Annotated in this window: 16 protein-coding genes; 5 read left to right on the top strand and 11 right to left on the bottom strand. The window is 70.2% G+C overall.

The window, feature by feature from the left end:
* The 10 genes from EPD83_RS06685 to EPD83_RS06640 all read right to left on the bottom strand — a co-directional run.
* Positions 1-821 (bottom strand): Gfo/Idh/MocA family protein (locus tag EPD83_RS06685; protein WP_165566384.1); only part of this gene is annotated, 821 nt, incomplete at its 3' end.
* A 90-nt stretch (positions 822-911) separates the two neighbouring features.
* Complete coding sequence (locus EPD83_RS06680) at positions 912-1943, bottom strand: LacI family DNA-binding transcriptional regulator (RefSeq protein ID WP_164896558.1); 1032 nt, start codon at positions 1941-1943, stop codon at positions 912-914.
* 23 nt (positions 1944-1966) lie between these two features.
* The gene (iolD, locus tag EPD83_RS06675) at positions 1967-3811 is read right to left on the bottom strand and encodes a 3D-(3,5/4)-trihydroxycyclohexane-1,2-dione acylhydrolase (decyclizing) (protein WP_165566383.1); all 1845 of its coding nucleotides are present in this window, start codon (positions 3809-3811) and stop codon (positions 1967-1969) included.
* Complete coding sequence (locus EPD83_RS06670) at positions 3808-4986, bottom strand: Gfo/Idh/MocA family protein (protein WP_165566382.1); 1179 nt, start codon at positions 4984-4986, stop codon at positions 3808-3810. The genes iolD and EPD83_RS06670 overlap by 4 nt, the downstream gene beginning before the upstream one ends.
* A complete protein-coding gene (gene iolB / locus EPD83_RS06665; RefSeq protein ID WP_165566381.1) occupies positions 4983-5870 on the bottom strand; it encodes a 5-deoxy-glucuronate isomerase in 888 nt (295 codons plus the stop codon). The genes EPD83_RS06670 and iolB overlap by 4 nt, the downstream gene beginning before the upstream one ends.
* A complete protein-coding gene (locus EPD83_RS06660) occupies positions 5867-6811 on the bottom strand; it encodes a Cgl0159 family (beta/alpha)8-fold protein (RefSeq protein ID WP_165566380.1) in 945 nt (314 codons plus the stop codon). Before EPD83_RS06660 ends, iolB begins: the two co-directional genes overlap by 4 nt.
* Positions 6804-7784, bottom strand: coding sequence for a 5-dehydro-2-deoxygluconokinase (iolC, locus tag EPD83_RS06655; RefSeq protein ID WP_205859438.1), 981 nt, complete (start codon positions 7782-7784; stop codon positions 6804-6806). The genes EPD83_RS06660 and iolC overlap by 8 nt, the downstream gene beginning before the upstream one ends.
* Complete coding sequence (locus EPD83_RS06650; RefSeq protein WP_164896125.1) at positions 7781-8680, bottom strand: TIM barrel protein; 900 nt, start codon at positions 8678-8680, stop codon at positions 7781-7783. The genes iolC and EPD83_RS06650 overlap by 4 nt, the downstream gene beginning before the upstream one ends.
* Positions 8681-9464: 784 nt before the next feature.
* Positions 9465-10538, bottom strand: a complete 1074-nt coding sequence (mcrC, locus tag EPD83_RS06645) for a 5-methylcytosine-specific restriction endonuclease system specificity protein McrC (RefSeq protein ID WP_128365504.1) — start codon at positions 10536-10538, stop codon at positions 9465-9467.
* Complete coding sequence (locus tag EPD83_RS06640) at positions 10535-12769, bottom strand: AAA family ATPase (RefSeq protein WP_235950380.1); 2235 nt, start codon at positions 12767-12769, stop codon at positions 10535-10537. Before EPD83_RS06640 ends, mcrC begins: the two co-directional genes overlap by 4 nt.
* A gap of 498 nt (positions 12770-13267) precedes the next feature.
* On the opposite strand from EPD83_RS06640, the gene EPD83_RS06635 reads away from it, so the two are divergent.
* The 3 genes from EPD83_RS06635 (at position 13268) to EPD83_RS06625 (ending at position 18542) form a co-directional block, all read left to right on the top strand.
* Positions 13268-14791, top strand: coding sequence for a GNAT family N-acetyltransferase (locus EPD83_RS06635; RefSeq protein ID WP_128365505.1), 1524 nt, complete (start codon positions 13268-13270; stop codon positions 14789-14791).
* 5 nt (positions 14792-14796) lie between these two features.
* The gene (locus tag EPD83_RS06630; RefSeq protein WP_128365506.1) at positions 14797-15294 is read left to right on the top strand and encodes a hypothetical protein; all 498 of its coding nucleotides are present in this window, start codon (positions 14797-14799) and stop codon (positions 15292-15294) included.
* A 158-nt stretch (positions 15295-15452) separates the two neighbouring features.
* A complete protein-coding gene (locus EPD83_RS06625; RefSeq protein WP_128365515.1) occupies positions 15453-18542 on the top strand; it encodes a DUF3427 domain-containing protein in 3090 nt (1029 codons plus the stop codon).
* A 3-nt stretch (positions 18543-18545) separates the two neighbouring features.
* On the opposite strand, the gene mobF is transcribed toward EPD83_RS06625, so the two are convergent.
* Positions 18546-22058, bottom strand: a complete 3513-nt coding sequence (mobF, locus tag EPD83_RS06620; protein ID WP_128365507.1) for a MobF family relaxase — start codon at positions 22056-22058, stop codon at positions 18546-18548.
* Between the two features lie 355 nt (positions 22059-22413).
* On the opposite strand from mobF, the gene EPD83_RS06615 reads away from it, so the two are divergent.
* Positions 22414-22695: a helix-turn-helix domain-containing protein gene (locus EPD83_RS06615; RefSeq protein WP_128365508.1), complete on the top strand. Its 282-nt coding sequence runs from the start codon at positions 22414-22416 to the stop codon at positions 22693-22695.
* Positions 22692-23906 (top strand): tyrosine-type recombinase/integrase, encoded by a 1215-nt coding sequence (locus EPD83_RS06610; protein WP_128365509.1) that lies wholly within the window; start codon positions 22692-22694, stop codon positions 23904-23906. Before EPD83_RS06615 ends, EPD83_RS06610 begins: the two co-directional genes overlap by 4 nt.
* The last annotated feature ends 114 nt before the right edge of the window (positions 23907-24020 follow it).

The raw sequence follows: 24020 nt of genomic DNA, 5'->3' as shown, positions 1-24020 counted from the left end.
AGGGTCATCGGGCCGGGCAGGTAGTAGCGGCTGTGCAGGTCGACCCGGGCGTCGGTGCCGATGACGGCGGCCGTCGTCGCGCTGTCCGCGAGGATCGAGGTGTGCAGGGACGCGGTCGCGCCCGACGGCGTCCCAAGCGCGATGGCCAGCGAGCCGTTCACCCCGGTCGGCGCGGGCGTGGCCACGGCGGTGACGACGTCCGGCGCGCCGAGGGTCCAGGTGGCGAAGGTCGCCGCGTAGGTGCCGAGGTCGAGCAGCGGTCCGCCGGCCAGGTCGCTGCGGTGGATCCGGTGCGGCGGGTCGAACCGCTCGCCCATGTCGGCGTGGGCGGCGACGATGCGGCCCAACGCCCCGGCGTCGAGGAGCTGGCGGACGATGTCGAACTTCGGCAGGAAGAGCGACCACATCGCCTCCATGCAGAACACCCCGGCCGCGTCGGCGGCGTCCCCGATCCGCCGCGCCTCCTCGGCGTCGAGCCCCACCGGCTTCTCGACGAGGACGTGCTTGCCGGCCTCGATGGCCAGCAGCGCGTGCGGGAGGTGGTGGTTGTGCGGGGTGGCGACGTAGACGACGTCCACCGACGGGTCGGCCACGAGCGCCTCGTACGAGCCGTGGGCGGTCTCGGCCTCCCAGTCCCGGGCGGCGCGGGTCGCCGACTCCAGGCTGCGCGACCCGACGGCCTGGACGCGCTGGCGGGTGTGCCCGTGGAGCGAGGTGACGAAGTTCCGCGCGATCCAGCCGGTGCCGAGGATCCCCCACCGCAGCGAGGGGGCGTCCTCGGACCTGGGCGTGCGCGGGGTGGGCAGCGAGGTGAGGGTCATGGCGGGCACATCCTCCGTGCTCGGGTGGGGCGCGTCGGCGACGACGGCGCTCGGGTCATGGGCGACCCCGCGGCGCGGCGGGGTGGGGGATCAGGGCGGCGGCGCGGTCGTCCGTCGCTCGACGAGGCTGGGGGGCAGCCGGGAGGGGCTCCCGACGAGCCGCTCCCCGTCGAGGCGGCCGCACAGCCGGGCGGCGGCCTGCGTCCCCATCTGGAGGAGCGGCTGGCCCACGGTGGTGAGGGACAGCGGGCGCATGCCGGCGAGGCGGGTCCCGTCGAAGCCGACGACGGAGACGTCCTGCGGGACGGCGAGGCCGCGGTCGGTCACCGCCGCCATCGCCCCGATCGCCGCGAGGTCGTTGACGACGAAGAGCGCGGTCGGGGGGTCCGCCGCCTCCAGGGCCCTGCGGGCTCCGGCGTACCCGCCCTCCTCGGAGAACGACCCGCGCTCGACGGTGACGGCGTCCTGCAGGCCGTGGCGACGCATCGCCCGGCGGTAGCCGCGGCGCCGGTCCCGCGCCACCGAGCTGCGGCCGCCGTCGACGTGGGCGATCCGGCGGTGTCCGAGGGTCACGAGGTGGTCGACGACGAGCCCGGCGCCCTCCTCGTCGTCGGTGCTGATCGACTCCAGGTGGGGGATGCCCTCGTGGGCGCTGCCGATGACGACCCACGGGCACGCGGCGCCGATCGCCCCGTCGGCGCCCTCGGGCAGCCGGTGCCCGAGGGCGATGATGCCCTCGACCCGGAACTCCACGAGCTTCTCCAGCTCGGCCCGCTCGGCGTCGGCGTCGTCGCTCCCGACGACGACGATCGTGCGGTAGTCGCGGCGTCGGGCCTCGGCCTGGACGGCGTCGAGGACGTCGGCCGTCATCGGGTTGTGCAGGTCGAGGACGAAGACGCCGACGGTGCGCGTGCGGTGCGCGACGAGGGCGTGCGCCGCCGCGTTGCGCCGGTAGCCCAGCTCGTCCGCGGCGGCGAGGATGGCCGCCCGCGTCCCGGGCGCGACGCGGGGGGCGTTCTGCAGCGCGAGGGACACGAGCGACTTCGAGACCCCGGCCCGCGCGGCGACGTCGCGGATCGTCGGCCGCGCCGGCCCGGCGTCGGTGCCGTCCGGCCCGTCCACGGGGACAGGGGTCGCGCGGGCCATCACACGCCGCGACGCTGGTCGGTCAGTCCCGCCTCGTGCGCGGCCCGGGCCTCGCGGACGCTCTCGAGCTCGCTGACCTCGGGCACCCCGACCTGCCAGTAGAGGCCGCCCTCGGTCCAGTCCGCCTCCCGGACGTCGACGACGACGACGCTGGTGCGGTCGTGCTCGCGCGCCTGCTCGATGGCCGCCTCCAGCTCGGCGAGGGAGGACGCGCGGGTCGCGTGCGCCCCGAGCGAGGCGGCGTGCGCGACGAAGTCGACCCGCACGTCGCTGTGCGGCCCGCGGGAGTCGCGCAGCATGTTGTTGTACGACGCGCCGCCCTGGTTGCGCTGCAGCCGTTCGATGACGGCGAAGCCGGCGTTGTCGCAGACGACGAGCACGTACTTCCGGCCCGACAGCACCGAGGAGTAGATCTCGCTGTTGAGCATGAGGTACGAGCCGTCGCCGACGAGGCAGTAGACCTCGCCCGCGGGGCGGGCGAACGCGGCGCCCCACGCCCCGGCGGTCTCGTAGCCCATGCAGGAGAAGCCGTACTCGCAGTCGAAGCTCGCGATGGCCTTGCTCGACCAGTTGACGTTGAGCTCGCCGGGGAGCCCGCCGGCCGCGGTCATCACGTAGTCCTCGGGGGTGGCCGCGCGGTGCACGGCCCCGACGACCTGCGCGTAGCTGAGGGGGTACTCGCCGTCGTCGGCGACCCGCGCGGCGACGAACCGGTCGAACCGCTCGCGCAGGTCGCTGCCGTGGTCGGTCCACGCGGCCGGCGCCGTCCAGTCCCCGAGCAGGGCGGAGAGCTCGGTGAGGCTCTCGCGGGCGTCCCCGACGACCGGGGTGGCCAGGTGCTTCGTCGCGTCGAACCGGGCGGTGTTGAGCGCGACGATCCGGGCCCGCTCGTCGAAGAGGGTCCACGAGCCGGTGACGAAGTCGTTGAGGCGGGTGCCGACGGCGAGGACGACGTCGGCCTCGCGGCAGGCCTCGTTCGGCTCGGCCGCTCCGGTGACGCCGATCGGCCCCGCGTAGCGCGGGTGGTCACCGAGCACGCTCGACTTGCCGGCGACGGTCTCGACGACGGGGATCCCGTGCCGCTCGGCGAACTGCGCGAGCTCGGCCTCGGCGAGGGAGTAGTGCACCCCGCCCCCGGCGACGAGCACCGGGCGCTCGGCGGCGCGCAGGGCCTCGGCGGCGCGCTCCAGCTCGGCGAGGTCCGCCCGCGGCCGCGGCACCCGGTGGACGGTGGGCTCGAAGAAGCTCTCCGGGTAGTCGTACGCGGTGGCCGCGACGTCCTGCGGCAGCCCGAGGAAGACCGGGCCGCAGTCCGCCGGGTCCAGCAGGGTGCGGGTCACCTGCGGCAGGGAGGTGAGGAGCTGCGCGGGGTGGGTGATCCGGTCCCAGTAGCGCACGACGGGGCGGAAGCTGTCGTTGACGGTGGTGCTCGGGTCGCCGAAGTGCTCGACCTGCTGGAGCACCGGGTCCGGCAGGCGCGAGGCGAAGGCGTCACCCGAGACGAACAGGGTCGGCAGGCGGTTGGACATGGCGACGCCGGCGGCGGTCACCATGTTCGTCGCGCCCGGCCCGATCGAGCTCGTCGCCACCATGACCTGCCGACGCCGGGTGGCCTTGGCGAAGGCGACGGCGGCCAGTCCCATCCCCTCCTCGGTCTGGCCCCGCCACACCGGGATCTCGTCCCGGTGCTGCTCGAGCGCGTGGCCGAGGCTGGTGACGTTCCCGTGCCCGAAGATGGCGAAGACGCCGGGGTAGAGGGGGACCTCGACGCCGTCGACCTCCGTCCGCTGGGCGACCAGGTAGCGGACGAGGGCCTCGGCCGTCGTGATGTGCACGGTGCTCATGGGGTGACCTCCGTCAGGTCTCGGACGCTCTGCCAGCCGCGGCTGGTCCAGGAGTCGATGAGCGCCTGCTGGACGCTCACGACGTCGACGGCCTCGGAGAAGCCGGGGGAGAAGGGGGTGCCGGTGGCGAGCGCCTCCAGGAAGGCGTGGTCCTGGATGGTCACGAGGTCCTCGAAGCCGATGCTGTTGGCCTTCCCGGGGACGAAGGCCCCGTGGAACGGGAAGCGCTCGCCGCCGTAGACCGTCGTGTAGCCGGAGTCCGGCGAGTCGGTGACCGAGTAGTACTGCAGCTCGTTGAGGCGCTCGTGGTTCCAGATGAGCGAGCCCTTCGTGCCGTAGACCTCGAACGCGTTCTGGCTCTCCGGACCGACGACGGTGCGGCTGACCTCGAAGGTCCCGGTGGCGCCGTTCTCGAACCGGCAGAGCATGGACGCGAAGTCCTCGTTCTCGACCTCGCCGGTGGGGTCGTCGGGGGCGCCGAGGCCGTAGTGGCTGGCCGCCCCGGTCGGCAGGGGCCGGCGCGGGATCGTCGTGTTCGCCATCCCGACGACCTCGGTGACCGGGCCGACGAGGAAGCGGGCCATGGCGACGGAGTGGCTGAGGATGTCGCTCGTCACGCCGTACCCCGCCTGGTCGACGAAGAAGCGCCAGGTCAGCAGGCCGAGCGGGTCGCTGCCGTACATCGACAGGAAGCGGCCGCGGTAGTGCGTGATCTCCCCGAGCGCGCCGGAGGCGATGAGGTCGCGCGCGTGCAGGACCAGCGGCGACCAGAGGTAGCAGTAGCCGACGCCGGTGGCGACGCCGGCCGCGCGCGCGTGGCCGAGGGCGGTGACGGCGTGCTCGGGCTTGCCGCCGATCGGCTTCTCGCTGAAGATCGCCTTCCCGGCCGCGGCGGCCGCCTCGATCATCTCCAGGTGCAGCATGTTGGGGGCGGTGACCCAGACCGCGTCGACCTCGGGGTCCTCGACGGCGGACCGCCAGTCCTCCACCGCCCGCTCGAAGCCGAAGTCCTCGAGGGCGCTGCGACGACGGTCGGCCACGGGGTCGGCGCAGACGACGAGCCGCGGGTCGTAGGACCGGTCCGGGAAGTGCCCGGGGATCCGCCGCGCCGACCGGCTGTGCGCCTGGCCCATCCAGCCGAGGCCGAGGACGGCGACCCCGATGCGACGCTTCACCGCGCCACCTGCCCGTCGGCCGAGGTCAGCGGCAGCCGCGGGTCCTGCTCCTGGACCTCCCAGGCCTCGCGCACCCAGTGGTGGTCGGGGTCGTCGCAGAACGCCATCGTGCGCTCGCTCGCCGGGCCGGCGAGGACGTTGAGGAAGTACATCGGGTACTCGGGCTGGGCCGTCGACGGGCCGTGGTAGCCCTGGCCGACGAGGTGCACGTCGCCGTCCAGCACGGTCACCGTCTCGTCCGAGGAACCGTCGACGGTGTAGACCCGGAACAGGCCCTGGCCGTGGGGGTGGCCGTGCTCGCCGTCCAGGCGCCCCGTCCGGAAGTAGTAGACCTCCTCGTTGGTCGGCTCGCAGTCCCCGATGCCGTCGTGACGGTGCGGGGGCCACGACGAGACGTTGCCGCCCGGGGTCAGGACCTCGCAGACGTTGATCCGGTCCGCGGTGGGGAAGGAGTCCGGCGTCGCGATGTTCGTCACCTGACGGGAGGCCCGGCCGCCGCCACGGACCTCGACCGGGACGTCGGCGGCGGCCGTGACGCGCAGCGGGAAGCGCTCGGTGGCCCGGGCGGTGCACAGGGCGACCTCGCCGCCGTTCCCGGAGATCCGCACGCGGGACCCGAGGGGCAGGTACGCCCAGTCGGAGACGGCCGCGAAGACCCCGGTCCGCCCGGCGAGCGTGAGGGACTCGTCGTCGACGACGACCTCGACGTCGGTGGCCGAGAGCGGGACGAGGACCGCCTCCAGGCCGTCGAGGGTGCGCTCGACCGGGCCGGGGCCGAGGTCGAACACCTCGAGCCCGCTGTAGGTCCAGCCCGCGGTCTCGGGGGTGACGGTGACGAGCGAGTCGTCCGTCGCCAGCGTTCCGGCGCGGTGGTGGTTGCTCACGGGGTGGGCTCCTGTTCTGCGGGGACGAGGGGGTCGTGGTCGGGGTGGACGAGCGCGCCGGCCCGGCCGACGGCCTCGGCCACGTCGAGCACCGCCGGGTAGAGCAGCGCGCGGCCGGGCACGAGGCCGCGGATGTTCGGCACCTGCAGCGCGGTCTCCCAGCCGGTGAAGACCCGCTCGTAGTCGTGGCCGGCGTCGCCGCCGAGGAGGAGGATCGGGCAGGTCGTCGCCGCGGCCACCCGGGCCGGGTCGGCGGTGGCGGGGATCTTCAGCCAGGTGTGCGCCGACGAGGAGCCGAGGCCGCTGGCGATCGCCACCATCCGGACGAGGGCGTCCTCGGACGGGTCGAGCGCGAGGGTGCCGTCCGGCTGCTTCGCGTAGGGCAGGGGCTCGACGAGGGCCATCGTCCCGGCGTCGGCGAGCTCGGTGACGAGGCGGCCGGCGAGCTCGAGGGTGCCCGGGACGCCGCGGTCGTCGGGCTCGACCCGCAGCAACATCTTCCCGCCGTCGAGGCCGAGGTCGACGACGTGCCGGGCGTCGTAGGCGGTCAGCCGGTCGTCGAGCTCCCAGGAGGCGCCGACGATGCCGCCGCGGTTCATCGTGCCGACGGCGAGCCGGCCGTCGAGGACGCCGAGGAGGGCGAGCTCCTCGAGGACGTCGGCGCTGCCGAGGACCCCGTCGACGCGCGGGTCGGCGAGACAGATGACGAGGCGGTCGAGCAGCGACCGGCGGTCGGCCGCGGCCATCGGGTCGCCGCCGACGGCCAGCTTGCCGCGGGAGGTGTGGTCGGCCGCGACGAGCAGCATCCGCCCGTCCTCGCCGACCAGCGGACGGCGGCGCCGGTCGGTGAGGGCCCGGCGCAGCCGACCGGGCTCGCGGACCCGGGCCTCGAGGAGGCCGCGGTAGTCCGCGTCGCTGACGACGCGCCCGGGCTCAGGCACGGACGTCCCCGCTCGTCGCCGGGACGAGGGCGGCGTCGGCGAACGCCTCGAGCTCGGTCAGCGTCGGCATGGCGTCGGCGCAGGTGAGGCGGGAGGTGACGAGGGCGCCGGCGGCGTTGCCGAGGCGGCCGATCCGCTCGAGGGGCCAGCCGCGCACCAGACCGGCGGCGAGGACCCCGCCGAAGGCGTCGCCCGCCCCGGAGCCGCAGCGGACGTCGACGGGGACGGGGGGCACCCGGACCCGCTCGTCGGCGGTGGCCAGGAGCGCGCCGTCGGCGCCGAGCTTGACGACGGCGAGGGAGACCCCGCGGTCCAGGAGGGCGTCGGCCGCGCCGTCGGGGTCGGCGGTGCCCACGGCGGCCTCGCACTCGCGTCGGTTGCCGACGACGACGTCGGCGAGGGCGATGGCCTGCTCGGCGGCGGCGGCGGCGGAGGCGGCGTCGGGCCAGAGGGTGGGGCGCAGGTCGAGGTCGACGACGGTGTGCGGCCGGCGCGCGCGGCGGTCCAGCCAGTGCAGGAGGGTGTCGGCGGTGGCGCCCGCGGCGAGGGTGCTCACGCTGGTCCAGAGCACCTTCGCGGACCGCAGCGCGTCGTCGTCGAGGGTCTCCGATCCGATCGTCGTGTCCGGTGCCTCCGGGTCGCGCAGGAAGGTGATGGTCGGCTCGGCCGGGTCCTCGAGGGCGACGAGCACGACGGGGGTGCGGCCGCCGGTCCGCCGGACGACGGCGTCCGTGCGCACCCCGAACTCCTCGAGCCGGGCGAGCACGTAGTCGCCGAGGGGGTCCTCCCCGACGCCGGTGACGAGGGCGGACGTCAGGCCCAGCCGAGCGCCGGCGACGGCGACGTTCGTCGGGCTGCCGCCGATGGACTTCAGGAAGGTCTGCGGCTCCAGGAAGGTCGCTCCGGCCTCCTGCGCGTACAGGTCGACGCTGACCCGGCCGATCGCGAGGAGGTCCACGGGAGCGTCGGTCACGCCGGCTCGTCGAGCAGCGGGACGACGACGTCGCGCAGGTACTGCATCGAGGCCTCGACCCCGGTGACCGGGCCCTCGCCGAGCCCGGGGAAGGGACCGGTGATCGCGGTGTCCTGCTCGATGACGTACCAGCCGTCGTAGCCGGAGGCCTCGAGGGTGCGGACGACCTCGGCCAGCGGCAGGTCGCCCTGCCCGAGCGGCGGGAAGAGGCCCTCCTGCACCCCGGCCATGATCGAGGTCGACCGGTCCATGAGCCGCGGGACGAGGTCCATGCGGACGTCCTTGAGGTGGACGTGCCCGACGCGCTCGGCCGCGCGACGCGCGAAGTCGACCGGGTCGGTGCCGCCGATGGCCAGGTGGCCGGTGTCGAGGCACCACTTGACGTCGCAGTCGTCGAGGACGCGCTCGACGTCGGTCGAGGTCTCGACGACGGTCTGCAGGTGCGGGTGCAGGACCTGCGTGAGGCCGGCGTCGGCGCAGATGGTGTCGACCTCGCCGAGCATCCGCACGAGGTGGGCGTGCTCGTCGCGGTCGAGCGGTCGGGGCACGGACCAGTCGTCGTCCATGACCGGGCACGACACGAAGGTCGAGGCCCCGGCGCGGCCGAACAGCCCCGCGACCTCCTGAACCCGCGCGAGCTCGTCGTCGCGGCGGGCGGGGTCGTGCAGCACGAGGGGGGTGAAGCCGCCGAGCAGGCTCATGCCGTGGCTGCCCAGTACCTCACGGACGGCGTCCGGCTCGACGGGGAGGAACCCCGGCGCGCCGTACTCCGTGGCGGTGATGCCGAGATCCGTCATCTCGGTGAGAACCCGGTCGGTCGGGAGCATCTTGCCCCACCCCGGGACCTCGCAGATGCCCCACGAGATGGGGGCGGACGCCACACGGTCGAGGAACACCATCGAGCCTCCTTGCTGGAACGGTCCAACAAATGTTCGCACATAGGTCGCCGCCGTCGCAAGGGACTCCTTCCCGGGGACGACGCGCCCGCGGCACGCATCTCCAGCCCCGACGCCGGCCCCGCCACCGCGCCGGCGGACCATTGCAGGCGCACGTCCAGCGGCTAGAACCTCAATAGCGAGTAACGCACTGGATCGACCGCTGACGAGGCGGGAGTCGGCTCTGGCCAATTTGACCCTCGCCCCTATCGAGGCTTCAACGACGCCCACTCGAGTGGTGCTTGCTGGCTCGCGGGCAGCGACCACTGCAGCCGTTCTTGCGCGATGGACGCGTCAGGGGCCCGTCGCGAAGTTCGCGAAGGGCCTCTAACCTGCGGTGGAGCTAAGGGGACTCGAACCCTTAACCCCCTGCTTGCAAAATCCCCGAGAGGGGTCCGTGAGCCGGTGCATAGGCGCAGTTCAGGGCGCTGCGAGGCAGCTGATCGCGCCACTTTCACCCCCCCGCTGCCGTACTTTTGTGGGGTACGAATCCGGGGTACGGCCGGGGCAGGTCGGGGTCACGATGAGGTCCCCTTGGGTCCGGCGTGCCGTCGTCCGGCGGAGAGAACCACCAGGCGAAGCGCGCAACACCTTCTGACCGCAACACCGGACCAAGGCACCGGGCGGCGCTCCTGGTGATGCAGCACGACCCACGCTGGCAGCGTTGGCGCGTCAGATCCCGTTCGCTTCGCTCCGAGGACCAAAGGCGGAGCTCATCTGGAGGCGGTCGCCTCAGAGCGGCTGATCACTGAGTCAGCGCGGTCTGCTTGTCCTCTAGCCAGGTAGGGATGTCTTCAAGTTGAGCGCGAATGATCTCCCACGGCTGGCCCAGGTCTAGTGTTCGAGCACCGATTCGGTTGCCCTGGATGACGACGTCGAGGTCGGGCTGCTCCGGTGCGTGTGTGCGTGCGTAGAGCAGCAGGCCGCTGACGGATCCGTCACGATGGACGTCGGCGTTCTTCGCGTATGCCAGCATCTGGTAGAGGTTCGCCGAGTGCACCGTCGGCTTGCCCCACATGCCGACCTGCATCGACTGGCCGTAGTACTTGGCGTCCACTATCAGCGTGCGCTGCCCCGACCGGAGCGTGACGTCGGTGCGCATGGCTGGGAGCTGTTCGACCCCGTGAGCGTTCGTGTCGTCGAAGTCCCAGGCAACCGAGGGCGCGCCCGGCGACAACTCCGGGTGGTGGAGCACGAAGTACTCGCGCACGAACCGTTCGTATAGCCGGTTCATCTGCTCGTCCGACACCCACGAGGTGAGCCGCATAGCTCCGGGGCCTTCGGTAGGTAGGAGTCCGCGGACGACCAACTCACATACGCCAAGCAGCAGCCGGTACGTGGCGTTGGCGCGGTGGAAGGTGAGTGCGTCCCAGCGGATCGAGGTCGGTGCGATAAGAGTCACCGCATCGAGGTAGGGCAGCAGTCGGCGCAGAGCAGCCTTGCGCGATGCGTCCACGTCGCCGCTGCGAATCAGGAGCACGATGACCGACTTCAGCGCTCGGTTGTGCGGTGTGTCAGCCTCGTACTCGTCGAACTCGCACACCATCCGCCCCCGCGTCATTGATCGGGTGGCGATGGTCCGGGTGATGTTGATTCGACCGCGAACAGTGGCTAGCTCGTCGCGACGGTTCAGGTAGTCGCGGTGAAGACCGCGCTTGACCTGCGCGCCGACGCCTCGCACAAGGATCTCCGCCAGCAGATCGTGGAGATGGTCGAACCGCTGAGCCTCGATCCGATCCTTGCCCCTGGAGCGAATCGCCCGGAACGCGTAAGCCAACATGATGTACACGTTGGAGATGGCGATCGTCCTGTCGATCATGCGACCGCGGCCCTCAACCTGCCTGCCCACTCCTCGGCCTTGGTCGGCTCATCGAACCAGTACTCGTCCAGCAACGGGATGAGTTCGTCCTCGACGACCGAGCACAGCCATGCATCCTCAGCGTCGCTGCCCATGGGGCGAGAAAGGAAACTGTGTCCAACGGCGAAGCCTTGGCCGAGCGCGGGGTCCGCGGCGATCGCTGCATTCAGCTCGACGACAGCCTCGACCAGGCGATCAAGAGTGGGACTGCCGGCTTCCTGCTGCCAACGACCGAACCCAGCTGAGTCGAAGCCAGGGGACATCTCGAAGAATCCAAACCGGCGGCGCAGCGCGTAGTCGAGTACTGCAAGGCTGCGGTCGGCGGTGTTCATCATGCCGATAATGTGTACGTTCGCTGGGACGGAGAACGTCTCGTTCTTGTACAGGAGACGCAGGTCCTGTCCTCGCTTGTCTGCCTCGATGAGCATGAGCAGCTCGCCGAAGATCCTCGACATGTTGCCGCGGTTGATCTCGTCGATGATGAAGAAGTACTGCCGGTCGTCATCGTCGGCGCGGGCAGCATCGCAAAACCGGTAGAAGGGGCCTTCGGCAAGCGTGAACGCGCCAGACTCTGTTGGCCGGTACCCCATCATGAAATCTTCGTACGAGTAGCTCTGGTGGAACTGGACCATCTGGACTCGCGCGGGATCCTTGGCGCCCATGATCGAGTACGCCAGACGTTTCGCAGCGAAGGTCTTCCCCACACCGGGCGGCCCCGCGAGGATGACGTTCTTCTTGCGTGCCAAGAGGGCGCGCAGCCGCTCGTAGCGCTCCTCCGACATAAATACCTCGTTTAAGAACGCCGCCTTGTCATAGGCCGGGGGAGGCGTTGGAGTCTCCAACAGAGATGGCTCGTCGTCGCCGGTGACGAGTCTCTCGAGCCTCTCGACGTAGTCGTGGTAGGTCGTGATGTCGGTCAGGGTCTTGGTCGCGGCGTCACCGGGATGCTCCCAGGACCCCGTTTGGGTCCACGTCACCGAGCGCACGTGGCGGTACGACGCACGAGCCGGCTCGTGCTGGGCGTCGGAGGTCACCTCGCCGCGCCCGACAATCTCCCGTCGCCCACGCTTAGCGAACACGATGTCGCCGGCGGCGATCTCATTTTGGAACTGCCAGATCGCAAGGACGTCGTTCCTCATCGACCCGCCGGTGCCTGCCGGGTCGAGTGCCTGGCGGATCGCCTCGCGGCTTGGGTAGGTGGCGAGGTCGTCAAGCTCGTCCCAGCCGATGGCCATGATTCCGTCCGATGAGAACTCGTCCCACTCGGACGCCTGCGGGCCCGGGGAGTAGAGCCAGTAGTGCCGGGGCCGGGGCTCTTCCACGACCGAAGATCCATCATGCGACTCGGGCTCGCTCGGAGAGCTGTCCCAGAGCTCGTTCACGCCTGGAGACCAGAAGTGGAACGGTCCCTCGACCTCGCGGGCTAGGGCGGCGCGGATCGCGAGCAGATCACGGTCTATGGCTGCAGGGTCTGTGCCGTTCGGCCCACCGATCCGATCGGCGAGTACATCACGGATCTTCTTCTTCATCGACGCCGACGAGATCGGTTCGAACACGTCAGGCCAGGCGAGGAACTGCAGCACGTTCCGCATGTCGGAGCGGTCGTCACCCGAGGCGAGCATGACGCGCTGCAGCTCCCACGGGTCGTCCCGGGCCTTCTCGCGCTCGGCTGGCGTCAGGCCAGACCAGTGACGCACGAAGGTCGCGGCCCAGATGACGTGCCGCCACAGCGCGCCGTTGTACCAAGTACCCGGCTCCAAGCCCGCAGTTCCAGACGGGCGCGCCAGCCAGGTGGACATTGGCTCGGGGATCGGCACGGGTGGGTCGAGGTGCGCCAGGACCCGGTCGACGTGGGCGCGCCGGGTCTCAGGCTTGGCTGACAACAGGGGGTGCTCCCGGAGAAACACAAGTTCGGCCGCCAGGAGCACTACCTCTCGAGGTGCGTCCTGCAGTTGGTGGTCGAGCTTCTCCCACTGGCCCTGATCCGCCCCGACCATCGGGTTGTCCCCGATCCTCGCCCGGAGTTCCTCCGCAGCCTCGGCCGTCCAGATAGTCGTCGCGGGATCGATCACAGACCGACCGTCACCGAGCAGGTGCCCGATCAGTTCACCGACTTCGTGAGCTATCGCCATGTCGGGGAGCGGCCGCGAGCCTGCGGTGGCAGCGAGAACATCCTCGTCTTCGTTGGTCACTGTTGCATTCTTACGGTTCATGGGACGTCCAGTGGCCCGACAGTCCTGGTTCGCAGACGCGACGGGGCGGAGCGCCCGCATCAAGCTGTCAGGGGTACGTTGTCGTAGAGGGCTCCGCGCGGGGGCTGGTTGGGTAGCAGTTCAACATATTCAGAGGTCTCTCCTTCGAGGCCCGGGGTGTCCACCGAGAACCGGTACTCACCGGCTGCAACAGCAGTTTCAGCGCGCTAGCGTCACTCATACCGCCAACAACGAGCACGCCGACGAGCCTGGGTCCCGGCCCAGAGTCGACCGATTCGTGCATAGCCTCAAGCTGCGACTGTTCGCCGCAGGGGGTGCAGGCCCCTTTGGCTCGGTGCACTCGGTGACGGTCCACCGCGGCCCGGCCGTGAGTAGCAGGGCACGATCCTCGGAGGGTGAGGCCGCACCTCGCCGCCGCTTAGGCGAGGAAGCGCGAAAGGCTTCGTGGGACAGGCAGAGTCCTCCACTATAGATGTCATGCCGCAGGAGGGGGATAGTGCGAATGGTCGCCTGAAGTTTCTCTTGGACTCCAACGTTGTGATAGCGGTCGAGCCGTTCTCAGGCGAGCTTGAGGAGAACATCGATCTCGGCGTGCGCTTCCTCAGATTGGCGAACGAGCAGCGCCACCTGCTCTGCGTTGCCCCTGCGACACGCGATGACCTGCTCGAGGGAAAGGACGCGTCGCGGCGCCGGCAGCGGATCGCGGAACTCGGGAAGTTTCACCAGTTGGCGGAGGCTCCGATCACGTCGGATCTAACGAGCCGGGCTGGCACCAGCGTCCCGGGGTCCAATGATGAGCGCGACTTGCGGCTTCTGGCTGAAGTGGAATCTGGCGCCGTCACGTACCTCGTCACTGACGACGCGCGTCTGCGTCGAAGGGCAGCCCGGGCGGGGCTTGGTGACCGGGCCCTTTCACTTGCAGACGCTGTCACGATACTCGCCGGCTTTGAGCCGACAGAGCTCACTCCCCCTCCTCGGGTCAGTACGGTGCCCTGCTATGCCATCGATCCGGAGGACAAGATCTTCGAAGGGCTCCGATCCGACTACCCCGAGTTTGACGAATGGTTTGCCAAGGTGCGCCAACAGAGTGACACCCGGCGGTGCTTCGTGATCGAGGAAGACGGAGCCTACGCCGCCCTTGGCCTCCTGAAGTTCGAGGGCGACTGTGAGTACTCGATCGCGGGCCCCGTCGTCAAGATGAGCACATTCAAGGTCTCGGAGGACCACTCCGGTGTCAAATACGGAGAGCTGCTGCTAAAGGCCATCCTTCACAGCCTCACCACCACAGAGTCCGCGAGCTTGTACGTGGAAGTGCTTCCGTCACACCCTGAAGTTCTCGACTTTCTCGCGGCGTTCGGCTTCGTGGATCAGGGCTACCAGAGCGCGCGTGGCGAGCACGTCTTGACGAAGTCTCTGCGGCCTCCTCCCGATGGTGGGGGGGTGTCGGACCTCGAATACCACGTGATATTCGGCCCCCCCGCGCTTCTGTGCCGGCAACGCATCTTCGCGGTTCCGATTGAACCCCGATGGCACGACCAGCTGTTCCCCGAGCAGGCTCCGCCCTCCCAGTCCGCGCAGCTTGCCCTCTTCGGGAAGACAGGAGAGCAAACGCACCCGTGGGGCAACGCCCTTCGCAAGGCGTACTTGTGCAATGCCGCGACCAACCAGGTAGCGGCGGGGGACGTTCTACTCTTCTATCTGTCGAGGGGACGACGCTTCAGTGCGGTAGGCATTGTGGAGGAGGTCCTTAGATCCACCGAGCCCGACGAGGTGATGCGGTTCGTCGGCCGCCGCACCGTCTACAGCGCGTCCGAGATCACGGAGATGGCACGGCGTGCCCGCGGGGTCCTCGCCATCCGATTCCGGCAAGATCGGTTCTTGGAACCTCCCATCACCTTGACCGATATGAAGCTGGCAGGAGCGCTTAGATCGTGGCCGCAGTCCATCACCCGCCTCCGCGAAGAGGGCATGCCGTGGATGAGGGACCTGCTCGTCGGGTAGCGCTGATGGCGATCCAACCTGCCTACGCGCAGGCGATCCTGGACGGGAGGAAGCTCGTCGAGTTCCGTAAGCGCCGTCTCGCCAAAGACATCGACACTGTTCTCATCTACGAGAGCGCCCCAACCCAGCGCATCGTTGGAAACTTCACTATTGAGAGGACTGAGCTCGCGACCCCCTGGGCGTTGTGGAAGTCATTCGGGTCCGTCGGATGCATCGCCCGATCTGACTACCTCAACTACTACGGGAACAGTGAGCGAGCTGTCGGCCTCGTCATCAGTCATGCGGAGCGTTACCGGCAGCCAGTCGCCTTGGCCGAGCTCAGTGTGCGGCCGGCCGTTCCCCAGAGTTTCCTGTACCTTCCCGCCTCCGCCCTATCGGAGGCTGAGTCGTTCCAGGTCGTCGAGCCTGGGTGGATAGATCGACTTCTTGGCATTGTCGGGCAGCCAAGTTCGGTTGCCGAGCTTGCCCGCCGAGGCGCATCGGCCGTCGCCTTACTGCGCTGAGCCAAGGACTCTCACTGCCCTGAGCGCCGTCCGGGCTCGTTGCCCCCTGTGTCGCGTCAGCGCGCGCCTGAGGCTCCCGATTGGCGGCGAATCGGTTTCGCTCCGTTCTGTTGCTCCTCCCTGGCAAGCTGCGGTGGGTGACCACTGGGGATGGCAGCCTGCTCGAGGGCCTGTACGAAAGCTTGATCACGCGCGCACTGGAGAAGCGCCTGGCGGGGATCACCAAGCTCGACATTCACCGCGGGCTGATCGACGAGGCCGACGAACCTGACGTTCTGGCCAGGCACGTCCGGGATGTCACCCTGCGAGCCCTGCGTGAGGAGAAGAACGCCGAGCGGCGTCTGGCCCTGGTCAACCAGCTCGTGGAGATGCTCGGTGCCTCGGAGGACTCGCTGTCGGCGGCGAGGCAACTGCTGGCTATTGCCGTTCCGCCGGTGCCTGGAGGCCACCTTCGGTTGCTGAGTGACCGTCCCTCGACTCCGCTCTCCGAGGCGGCCTTGCTGACGAACGCCGCGGGTGAGCCGGGGCTCGGCCATGAAATCCGCGCCGAGCTTGCCAGTGCCGACCGCGTCGACCTGATCATGGCCTTTGTCAAGTGGTACGGGCTCCGCCTCCTCGAAGACAGGCTGGAGGCGCTCAGGGAGCGAAGGGTCCCGCTTCGCGTCATCACCACGACGTACATGGGCGCGACCGATCGCGCCGCCCTGGACCGGCTGGTCCGGGACTTCGGGGCCGAGGTGAAGGTCCAGTTCGACTCCCAGCGGACCCGGCTCCACGCGAAGTCCTGGCTGTTCCGGCGCAACACCGGCTTCGACACCGCGTACGTGGGCTCCAGCAACCTCTCTCGCGCGGCCATGCTCGACGGTGTCGAGTGGAACGTCCGGCTCTCCGCCATCTCCACTCCTGCGCTACTGCAGAAGTTCCAAGCGACGTTCGACAGCTACTGGAACGACGCCACATTCGAGACCTACGACCCGGATGCCGATCGGGACCGGCTCGACGATGCCCTCGCCGAGGCGGCCGGCAAACGGCCTCACGACCGCGTCACCCTCACCCTTTCCGGGCTCGAAGTCCGTCCGTACGCCTACCAGCAGGAGATGCTCGACCAGCTCGACGTCGAACGCCTGGTCCACGGCCGGCACCGCAACCTGGTCGTCGCCGCGACAGGGACCGGCAAGACCGTGGTGGCGGCGCTGGACTACCGCCGGCTCGCAGCCGGATCCGCGACGCTGCCTCGACTGCTCTTCGTCGCGCACCGACGGGAGATCCTCCAACAGTCGCTGCGCACCTATCGCGAGGTCCTGAGCGACGCCAGCTTTGGGGAGCTCTATGTCGACGGGCACCGGCCCGAGCGCTGGGACCACGTCTTCGCGTCCGTCCAGTCCCTGTCGTCGTACGGCATCACCAACATCCCCCCGGACGCGTACGACGTCGTCGTGGTCGACGAGTTCCACCACGCCGAGGCCCGCACGTACCGGTGCATCCTCGACCACCTCCAGCCGCGAGAGCTGTTGGGGCTCACCGCCACCCCGGAGCGCGGCGACGGGCTCGACGTCCGCTCCTTCTTCGAGGGACGAACGGCCGCCGAGCTACGGCTGTGGGACGCGCTCAAGGCCGACCTCCTGACGCCCTTCCACTACTTCGCGGTCGCCGACGGGATGGACATGACCCGGGTCGATTGGAAGGCCGGCGCCTACGACGCCGGCGAGCTGTCCAACCTGTTCACCGGCAACGACGCCAGGACGCGCATCGTGCTCAAGGCGGTCCGCGACAAGGTCGCCGACCTCACCGCCATGAAGGCCCTGGCCTTCTGCGTGTCCCGTGACCACGCCAGGTACATCACGCGGGTCTTCAACGAGGCCGGGATCCGGGCCGCCGTGGTCCTGGGAGACACGACGAAGCCTGAGCGGGACGACGCGGTGCGGGATCTGCGCGACGGGGCGATCCAGGTGCTGTTCGCCGTCGACGTGTTCAACGAAGGCGTCGACGTCCCAGCCATCAACACCGTCCTCTTCCTCCGCCCGACTGAAAGCTCCACCGTCTTCCTCCAGCAGCTCGGGCGAGGCCTGCGCCGGGCCACCGACAAGGCCGTGCTGACCGCCCTGGACTTTGTCGGACACCACCGCAAGGAGTTTCGCTTCGACCAGCGCTTTCGGGCCATGACGGGCAGCACACGGGCCGCTCTCGAGCGGGACATCCAGCACGGCTTCCCGTTCCTTCCCGCCGGAACCCAGATCGTGCTCGACCGACAGAGCCGGGAACTAGTGCTGGAGAACATTCGCAGCCAGGTCACCACGCGCTGGACCGGCATCACCGCCGAGCTGCGGGCCCACCCCACCCATGACCTGACCACCTTCCTCGACGAGTCCGGAGTCGAGCTCGCGGACGTGGTCCGGGCGGACCGCTCCTGGGCGCGCCTACGACGCGATGGCGGGCTCGGGGTCCCCGAGGGAGGTCCCTTCGAGCAGGCGCTCCTCAAGCGGGTACGCGCTTTGTGCCACATCGACGACCCGGATCGCGCAGCCGCCTACCTGACCTGGCTCGCTGACAACGCGCCCGACTACGACCAGGCGGACCCCACTCTCCAGGCCTACGGTCGGATGCTCTTCTTCTCCCTCTGGCCGGACGGCGGCGGCTTCGAGTCGTACGCCGAAGGACTGAGAGCCCTTCGCAGCGAGGCCGCCGTTCGGCAGGACCTGCGGGCGGTCATCGAGATCGCCTTGGGCTCCGCGGAACGCGTGACGTCGCGGCTCCAAGGGTCGCTCGGCCTGCGCCCGCTCAAGGTCCACGCTCGGTACACCCGTGAGGAGATCGTCGCTGCCCTGGACTACGTCTCGATCGACGGCCGCAAGCCCAACAGCTTCCGCGAGGGAGTCCTGTTCGCGGCCCAAGCCAACTCCGACGCCTTCCTCGTGACCCTGCACAAGTCCGAGGCCGACTACTCGCCGACCACGATGTACCAGGACTACGCAATCAGTCCCGAGCTCTTCCACTGGGAGTCGCAGTCAGGGACCACGGTGGCGTCGCCGACGGGCCAGCGGTACCTGAACCACCGCACCAACGGCAGTCACGTGTTGCTTTTCACCAGGCCGCAGAAGGTTTCCGCGTTCGGCAGTGGCGCGCCTTACCTGTTCCTCGGCGAGGCGGACTACGTCGAGCACCGCGGTGAGCGACCGATCGCCATCACCTGGCACCTGCGGACCCCGATGCCTGCGGCGGACTTCGCCGCCGCCAGCGTGGTGGTGTGACCGTCAGCGTCTCGGTCCGCCGGCCCCACGCCCGACAGGCGCTCTGGCAGGAACGGCGCGCTGCTGATGGTTCCGTCCCGTTGACAATCGGTCCCCGTGGTCAGGCGCGCGTCCTGGGAGCTCCGAGAGGGACGCAATCTCGTCGATGCGACCGGCGAGGCGCTCGAGGTAGGCGCCCGCCCACTCGTGGCTGCGAATGAGTCGCGGCACAGCTGGCAACCACCGTGCTGACCCGACGTCGCTCGTCCCAAGGTTCGTGCGCGCAACGTTGCGGGCGAGCGCGGCTGCAGGGTCGTCCTCGCCAGCGAGCTCGTCCTTGGACTGCCACCAGGTGGCCTGCTGGAGGACTTCGTTCGGGGAGTCGCCATCTGCCCATCTGACCGCGATCTGGCCTCGCAGACCCGGGTACCCGGGCTGGGCGGTGAGCCCGTGCATCCATCGTTCGAGCCCGTCGTTGAGGGCACGCATGTGGTCGTCGCCCAGGACATGCTGGGCAAGAAGCGGTAGTGCGTCCTCGTACTGCTGGACGAGCGTCGCGAGCTCGTGGTGTGGGTCGGGCATGCCTGCCCGGGTGGCGGATTCGGCTCGCTCGTCGTGGTCGAGGATGCGGGCGAGTAGATCGCGTGGTCCGTCATCCGGCGGCTGGCTGCCGAGGGGAACATCCTCTGCGGGTGTGGCGTCGTCGCCGAGGTAGAGGTGGTTCTCGCGGCGTCCTCTGGAGAGGGCGACGTAGAGGCTCTGCCGGCTCTCGGTACCCGCCAAGACGGTGTGGGTGGTGTCGACGGTGGCGCCCTGGGCGCCGTGAATGGTGCCCGCGTAGCCGAGCTGGACGTGCTGCTCGACGTACCCAATGGGGAGGGTGACGCTCTCGTGGCCGCCGGCCCGCCGATTGGCTGGGCCGACGAGCAGGGCGCCGTCGGGACCGACACTGCGAACGGCCCAGCGGGCGCCGTTCTTGACCCAGGTGCCGCTGCGCGTGCGGAGGGATCGGTCGTTGTGGCGGGTGACGATGAGGTCGCCGGCGCTGGCGTGGGTGCCGTCGGCGAGGCGGACCTGCCGGGTCGGGCCCTGCCCGGCGAGCCGGTCGGCGCGGGCCCGCTTGTTGAGGTCGCGGACGACGTCTCGGCTGGCGGCGAGCAGGAGGCTGCTCGATCCGGCGGTGATGTCGGCGCGCCAGGCGTCGTAGGCCTGTTCGGCGGCGGTGCCTGCGTCTCCGACGTGGACCCGGCCGCGGGTAAGGTAGTGCTCGAGCGCGGTGGGGTCGCCGTCGCGGATGCCGAGGGTGGCGGTCGCTTCGGCGGGGTCGGTGAAGCGGTGCAGCTCGGTGAGTCGGACGGTGGTGCCGCTGCGGTCGCCGAGCTCGGCGAGGTCGCGGAAGACGCCGCTGGCGGCGACGGCGGTCAGCTGCTGGTCGTCCCCGACCCGCCGGACGCTCCCCCCGCGGGCGAGGACGTGGTCGACGACGGCGGCGAGGTCCTTGGTCCCGACCATGCCCGCCTCGTCGACGACCAAGAGGGTCCGTGGCCCGAGCGCCGGGAACGCGGCGACCCTACGGTCCTCGGTGGTGAGCGAGGCGGTGCGGAGGAACTTGGCGACGGTTTCGGCGGCGGTGTCTATCGCCGCCGCGAGCTCGGCCGCGGCAACCGCGGTCGGGGCGAGCCCAACGACGTCGCCGCCGCCGGCGCGCCAGGCCTTGGCGAGCGTGGAAATCGCGGTGGTCTTGCCGCTTCCGGCGGGCGCGAGGGCGACCTGAACGCGCGCGCCACTGGTGGCGAGCCGGGCGACGAGGTCGGCCTGCCCGGGGTCCAAGGCGGCACCGGCCTCAGCTGCACGATCGACGGCGAGGCGGACGAAGATCTCCTGGATCGTCAGCCCGTCGGTGCGCTCTGCGGCCTCGATCAGCCGGCTTTCGGCGTCGAGCATGCCGATGGAGGTGTAGGTCCGGCTGCCGTGGACGGTGTAGACGGGCTCACCGTCGGAGCGGCGCAGGATCTCTGGCTCGCCGAGGTCCGGGGTCTCGCCAACAGGCACAGAGAGCTGCTGGGTGACCCGCTCGGTGACGACACGGAGCGTCTCATCGAGGTCGGCCAGTGGCACCCCGGCGTAGCGGGCCTGGCGGAGCGCCTCGGCCCGCACGTGCCAGACCTGCCAGGTCGAGCGTGACGCCTCGAGCACCGCGAGCACCCTTGTGGATAGTTCGTTGCCGCCTTCGTACCCACCCCTGTGGACAACGTGTTGCCGCCCGCGCCCGAGCACGCCCGCGAGCATGTCGGCGACCGGCTTGGAGCCGACGCGGCCGGGGCCGGCGAGCACGGTCTCGGCCTCGGCGCGCCACTGCTGGCGCTGGTCGAGCAGGCTGCGGGGTTCGTGCTTGTCCGGACGGGTCTCAAGGTTGGCCTGCTGGGCCAGCGCCAAGGACTGGATGCGAGTGGGTGCGCGGCCGTGGTCGGCCTGGAACGTCTCGGCGAGCTCGCGCTGCCGGTCGGTGATGTCGCGGCGGCGCAATGACCACTCCTCGAGCAGGCGCGGGTCAAGGCCGTCGATCTCGCGGACCGGGCGGCGGCCTTGCGGGCCGGGCCGGTCTACGAATCGGACGCCGAGCCGGTCGGTGAGCTCGGCCTCGAGGCGGGTGTTGTAGTGCTCGCTGGCCATGACCTTGGCCTTGAACAGGATCCGACCGTCGAGGGTAAGCCACTTGCTCCCCTCGGCCGGGAGCGTCTGGACCTTGTTGGAGACCACCAGGTGGGTGTGCAGGTCGGGGTCGCCGGCGCGGGAGTCGCGGTGGTCGAACGCGGCGGCGACGAGTCCGGTGACCGGCACCTGCCGGATGCCGCCCTTTCCGACCCGGGTGAACGCGACCTCGCGCTCGAGCATCGCGAGTGTCGAGCGGACCGCGGCGTGGTGGGCCGCCTCGACCTGGCCGGCGACCTCCGGCGGGGCGAGCGCCCACAGCGCGGAGACCGACTTCACCGGGCTGAAGGTCAGGTCGTAGCCGGCTACGGGGACCTGCGCCGGCCGGGACGAGGCCGCGAGGAAGCCGGTCAGCTCGGCATCATCCCGCGGCGGTCGGCCGTGCTCGCGGGTGAACGCCGCGGTGACGACGGCGGTGCGGATCCGGGCCCGCTCACCCGGTGGGATCGGCGCGTTCCACGACAGGCCCTGGCCGGTGTTGTGGTCGCTGAACGCCTGCGCGACCTCCTGCCGAAGCGTGGTCGCGGCGAAGGTCGGGAAGGCGCGGCCCAGAGCGCCCCACCCCTGGATGGTCGCCTCCGGCTCCCCGGAGCGCGGGTGCCGGCCCTGGCCGAAGAGCAGCCGCATCTGCTCCTCGGTGACCGCGTCCCCGACCGCGAGGTCGAGCCCCGCGAGCCCGGACCCCATCCATCGGCCCGGCGCCTCGCCCTTCTCCTCGTAGTAGCTCGCCAGCCCGGCCTGCCGGATCTCCGTCGCGTCGTGGGCCGCGACCTGCCGGGTCAGGTACGTGTACCCGCTCCCGGCGGCCAGCTTGTGCAGAGTCATCACATATGGAAAAGCCTCCGGGGAGGCCCCTCCTGGACCTGTCGTTGCGGAATCAACCACTTCAGTGCACCGGGTGTGTTCCTGGATCGTGGTGGTGGCGGTCACGTCGGGACCTGGGCAAGCGCTGGGCGGCGGGGGTGGAGAGGTGGGTCGGCGGTCGGGGGCATCGAGAGCGTCGGGAGGTGAGTTCGTTCGAGGTTTCTCGGCGAGGGAGGTCCAGGAAGGGCGGGTCCAGAGGCTTTTTCAGATTGGCGGGCACGTCGTGTCGGTGGTTATCCACAGGTCGCGAGAGCCATCGCCGTACCGGGTGAGACGTGACCTACTGGAGGTCAGCCCGCGACGAGAGGAGTCGGACATGTCCACGGCGGCACAGCAGAACACCGGCGGACCCACCAACGAGCGGAAGGCACCCATCGGGCCGCTGCGGCGGCGCTGGTACACCGTTCCCGAGGTCGCCGAGATGCTCGGGTACGGCACGACGAAGGTGCGGATGATGGTCATCAGCGGCGACCTGCGCTCGCTCAAGGACGGTGGCTCGCGGCGCATCCTGCCCGTGTGGGTCGACGAGTACAGCGAGCGGCGGGCCGCCGAAGCGGAGGCGGACTGGCCGTTCGAGGTGGAGGACGACTGGCCGTGAGCCGGCGGCCGAACGGGGAGGGGTCGATCTACCCGTACCGCAACGGCTGGGCCGCGCACGTCTGGATCACCACCCCGACGGGGCGCCGGCAGCGCAACTCGGTCTACGGGAAGACCCGCGAGGAGGTCCACGGCAAGTGGCTCCGCCTCCACCAGCAGGCGCGGCGGGGACCGGTGGCGCCGGTCTCCCCGCGCCTGCGGGACTTCCTCCGGCGGTGGCTGCGCGAGACGGTTAAGCCCAACCTGTCGCCGACGACCGCGAAGAACTACGAGATGTTCGCCCGCCTCTACATCGTCCCCGACCTCGGCAACCGCCCACTCGACAAGCTCATGGTCCGCGACGTCCAGGTCTGGGTGAACGCGCTCCGGACCCGGTGCCAGTGCTGCGCCCAGGGCAAGGACGCCGCCCGCGCCGTCTCGCAGTGCTGCGCCATCGGGGACTGCTGCCACGAGGTCGCCTCCGACTGGACGATCCACCAGGCGTGGCGGGTGCTGCGCGGAGCGCTGACCCAGGCCGTGCGCGAGGAGCTCGTCTTCCGCAACGTCGCGGCGCTGGTGCGGGTGCCGATGCCGCGACGGAAGAAGCAGCCGGTGTGGACGGTGGAGGAGGCGCGACGGTTCCTCGAGTCGGCACGGCTCGATGACGACCCGCTGTATGCGGCCTACGTGCTGCTCCTGACACTGGGGCTCCGGCGCGGGGAGCTGCTCGGGCTGGCGTGGGAGGACGTCGACCTCGAGCGGGGTGAGGCGCTCATCGCGTGGCAGGTCCAGCGGATCGACGGGCAGCTGGTGCGCCGGCACACCAAGACGCCGAGCTCGGACGCACAGTTGCCGCTGCCGGGGCTCGCGGTGCGGGCGCTCGAGCGCCACCGTGTCGACGAGAACCGTCGCCGGCTCGCGTCCGGCGATTTGTGGGGCGACTGCGGGCTCGTCCTCACAACGCGGCACGGTGACCCAGTCGACCCGCGCAACTTCCACCGCGACTTCAAGCTCCGTGCGCAGAAGGCCGGCGTGCCGGTCATCCCGGTCCATGCAACGCGTCGGACCTGCGCCAGTCTCCTCGTCGCGCTTGAGGTGCATCCACGCGTCGCTATGGCCGTCCTTCGTCACAGCCGCATCGCCCTGACCATGGAGGTGTATTCGCAGGTCTCCACACGGTCGGCCCAGGAGGCGCTGTCACGGTTGGGGTCAGAGTTGGGGCGGCCGGGCTGACTCTGCGGAATCCCTTGGCCATCCCGTCCCGCGGGCGCAGGGGCTATCGGACCCCGGCTTCGGGGGGACCCGGGGGGACGACCACGTTGGTCACTGCTCGACTCAAGGCACGGT

This window comes from Phycicoccus flavus (assembly GCF_004025965.2).
In the GTDB taxonomy this organism is placed as follows: Bacteria; Actinomycetota; Actinomycetes; order Actinomycetales; family Dermatophilaceae; genus Phycicoccus; species Phycicoccus flavus.
Note: the sequence above shows the minus strand (reverse complement) of the source record. Positions and strands in the feature narration are given on the sequence as shown.

Coding starts and splice junctions, on each gene's coding strand:
- iolD (WP_165566383.1), bottom strand. CDS start 3,811: ATGAGCACCGTGCACATCACGACGGCCGAGGCCCTCGTCCGCTACCTG.
- mcrC (WP_128365504.1), bottom strand. CDS start 10,538: ATGATCGACAGGACGATCGCCATCTCCAACGTGTACATCATGTTGGCT.
- EPD83_RS06635 (WP_128365505.1), top strand. CDS start 13,268: ATGCCGCAGGAGGGGGATAGTGCGAATGGTCGCCTGAAGTTTCTCTTG.
- EPD83_RS06630 (WP_128365506.1), top strand. CDS start 14,797: ATGGCGATCCAACCTGCCTACGCGCAGGCGATCCTGGACGGGAGGAAG.
- mobF (WP_128365507.1), bottom strand. CDS start 22,058: ATGACTCTGCACAAGCTGGCCGCCGGGAGCGGGTACACGTACCTGACC.
- EPD83_RS06615 (WP_128365508.1), top strand. CDS start 22,414: ATGTCCACGGCGGCACAGCAGAACACCGGCGGACCCACCAACGAGCGG.